Genomic DNA, 3076 nt, shown 5'->3' on the forward strand with positions numbered 1-3076 from the left:
TTGAGGGTCCTAAAGGGCCGTTGGAGACCACAACGTTGATAGGTGGGGTGTGTAAGCGCAGTGATGTGTTGAGCTAACCCATACTAATTACCCGTGAGGCTTAACCATACAACACCCAAGAAGTGTTCTGAGACTTGTAACAGACCGCAAGAACTACTAACTAATTCAGTGATAACGACAAGCCACGAGCGACATCGTTATTTACGTCAGCTTTTTCAGATTGAATTAATTTGCCTGGCGGCCATAGCGCCGTGGAACCACCTGATCCCATGCCGAACTCAGAAGTGAAACGCGGTAGCGCCGATGGTAGTGTGGCATTCGCCATGCGAGAGTAGGACACTGCCAGGCACCAATTAAACAGTGATGTGATAAGTCACGTCATTGGCCGAGAGGATGACACCTCTGATAATCGGCAGAAGATTTAGCGAAAAGCTAGCCAAATAGCGGAGCGGTAGTTCAGTTGGTTAGAATACCGGCCTGTCACGCCGGGGGTCGCGGGTTCGAGTCCCGTCCGCTCCGCCACTGTATAAGCCCAACTGATTGATTCGGTTGGGCTTTTTTCTTATCTGAAATTTGGGTATGCCACACAGTGTGCCACAGGGCCCTGGCTGTCTTTCTCCTCTATCGCATTTCTTTGGACAGGTCATCGTCATTACTCCTTCAGTTTAACCAAAGCCAGAGAGGGCCTGTGGCCCTATCTGGCTATCTATTTTGTTGGTCAGTGCAAACAGCACTGCTTGTACTTCTTGCCGCTGCCACAGGGGCACGGCTCGTTGCGGCCAATCTTGATGGGGGCCATCACCGGTTGAGGTCGTGCCGGGCGTTTACTTCGTTGCGCCAGAAAGTGAGCATGAGGGATACTGGCAGCAAAGCGAGCCTTGGTGGCTTGCTCTTGCAGATGCTCATTTCTGAGCGCCTCCAGCGACGTAGGCATGGTTTCTTCACCATGTGTTCTTTATGGTCTCTGTCATCCGGGGGATGCCGCTCCAATGGATAGGCATCTATACCGGTCTCAGGCACAATGGTCACCTCCATATGCCCTGATGATTAGTAGCACAGCTGATGGCACGAATATTAACCAAAGCGCAATTGAGTAAACTGGAAAGTAAGAGCCAAGCCGAGCTGTTGGCTATCGTGCTTGACTTGGCAACGCATCTCCCCCTCGCCAAGAAACATCTGATTAACCAGCACCTTACTGCTGAGGATGCCTTATTGGCATTGGCCAAAAAAGAGTATAACAAGCTCACTCGTCGCCCCCCTTCCTGGGATTATAAGGAGGTGGATGCCTTCTTCGATACCTTGCAAAATCAGTTTATTCCGTTGCTGGCCAAGGGGATTGTCGCCTCCCCAAGGGAGGGGGAACTCTTCGCCCTTGAGTTGCTGGCGAACGCCAGAGCCTTGTATGAAAAGATGGATACTTCCAGTGGCAGCTGGGAGGACTACCATCTTGCGCTGGTCGAACAGTGGTTGATGGCGATTGCTACTCAACGAAAGTCTGTCCCCCCAGAGGTGCTGGCTCGTCGATTGCGTGACGGATTGTCAGACATTGATCCATCGATCAGCATTACTTGCCTGTTTGATTACCGTGATGTGCTCGGCTCCCCAGTGATGCGAGCCTTGCGCGATAACTATGCGGAGGCAGGTCTATTGCCAGAGGCGTTGGGGTTGAGCTTTGAGTTGCGTGATATTGCGTTCTTTGACTTTGTGCAACAGGCTGGCCTCTTTAGCCACTCCCGTCAGCAGATGGACTATGCCAGGCTGCTGATCGACGAATTACGCGCCGATCAAGCCATCGCGCTATTAGAGGCAATGGACTCGGACCTGTTGCAGCGCCACCGCCAATTGAACCTGTGGCATCAAGTGTTGATCCGGGCCTATCTGGAAGAGGGGCGCCGAGTTGACGCTCATGCTCAGGCATTACGCGCGTTTGCTGCCACACGGGCAAACTCGTTTTTTGCGAGTTATTGCCAAAGTGGGGATGAGACCAGAGAGGTAGCATTAGGCCAGTTTGTTGCTATTGCCGAATCATGGGGGCTGCGCGAGGTCTTGTTGCTGCTGGAGGAGGTTGAAGCATGGCCACAACTGGCGCAACGGCTTGAGCAGTGTACAGGTGCAGACTTGCAGGAGGATCTCTCACTTCTTGCGGGTTCAACCGTACGAACCTGGTCGAGCCGCCTCTATCAGCAGGGATTTATCGTGGTGGCAGTGCGGCTACGTCGTCAATTGGTGGCCAATGTCGTTAATCAGGGCAAGAGCACCTACTACACGGGGGCAGCCTCAGATCTGAAAAAGAGCCTGGATTATCAGGCGGCCTTAAAGGTAGAACAAGAGGACGGAGATAGACCTCTCTGTTCGCCACAGGAGTATCTGAATCAGCTTTATCAGAAGCACAAACGCAAGAGCAGCTTCTGGGAGGCGGTTCGTCAAAAGCTACCGACTATTACCATCTCGGCGAGCGGTGTGCAGTATCAGGCCGCGAATAAATAAGGAGCTAGCTTGTTTCTCGTGTTTCTGCCGTTGCTTCCTGGCATATCGCGTCTGTGGTGAGGGTGGTTCGCGCTTGCCATATCCGCTATGCAATTGCAGGAGATAACGGCTAAACGGTCTGCGTATCACCCCTGATGTGATATCAGGCATGGTTGCAACGGGGCCAAGTGGGTAAACATGTCGGCAATTTCTGGTATCTCAACCAGTAAGGTTGGGAAGATCCGCCTCTTTTCGTTTTCCATGCGCCCTTGGCGCAAACAGACTCTTATCGGAATATCTGACTCATGGCTATCAAGAAAAACGAACTCTACTCCTCACTCTGGGCCAGTTGCGATGAACTGCGCGGCGGCATGGATGCCTCCCAGTACAAGGACTATGTGCTGACCCTGCTGTTTGTGAAGTACGTTTCCGACAAGGCCAAAGGAGCTATTGTCAAATCTGGTGTATGGCGTCGGTCAGGCGGAGCCTGTAAATCCAATTGTGTAACCGCCCACGAATAAGTAACTTTTCAAAAGGATACCTTCGTGGGTAAGCAAATGGACCAAGACAAACTCAAAGCACTCGCCGCTGAGCTGGCAAAAGACATCAA

The 3076-nt window shown here is 52.1% G+C and carries 2 protein-coding genes, 1 tRNA gene, 2 rRNA genes and 1 pseudogene; 5 read left to right on the forward strand and 1 reads right to left on the reverse strand.

Annotation, left to right across the window (positions count from 1 at the left end; translation table 11 throughout):
* The 3 genes from GWQ22_RS21065 to GWQ22_RS21075 form a co-directional block, all read left to right on the forward strand.
* Positions 1-108: ribosomal RNA gene (locus GWQ22_RS21065) — 23S ribosomal RNA — on the forward strand; the annotation flags it as partial.
* Between the two features lie 125 nt (positions 109-233).
* Positions 234-348, forward strand: a 5S ribosomal RNA gene (rrf, locus tag GWQ22_RS21070).
* 97 nt (positions 349-445) lie between these two features.
* A tRNA-Asp gene (locus tag GWQ22_RS21075) sits at positions 446-522 on the forward strand.
* Between the two features lie 196 nt (positions 523-718).
* Here GWQ22_RS21075 and GWQ22_RS21080 read toward each other — a convergent pair.
* On the reverse strand, positions 719-934 hold the full coding sequence (locus tag GWQ22_RS21080; RefSeq protein WP_275931571.1) for an SEC-C metal-binding domain-containing protein: 216 nt from the start codon (positions 932-934) through the stop codon (positions 719-721).
* Between the two features lie 128 nt (positions 935-1062).
* Here GWQ22_RS21080 and GWQ22_RS21085 point away from each other — a divergent pair, with 128 nt between their 5' ends.
* Entirely contained in the window at positions 1063-2487 is a 1425-nt protein-coding gene (locus GWQ22_RS21085; protein WP_275931572.1) for a hypothetical protein, read from the forward strand.
* A gap of 284 nt (positions 2488-2771) precedes the next feature.
* Positions 2772-2909 (forward strand): annotated as a pseudogene (locus GWQ22_RS21915) (type I restriction-modification system subunit M N-terminal domain-containing protein); the annotation flags it as partial.
* Positions 2910-3076 lie beyond the last annotated feature (167 nt).

The organism is Aeromonas sp. 1HA1 (assembly GCF_029237385.1).
In the GTDB taxonomy this organism is placed as follows: Bacteria; Pseudomonadota; Gammaproteobacteria; order Enterobacterales; family Aeromonadaceae; genus Aeromonas; species Aeromonas popoffii.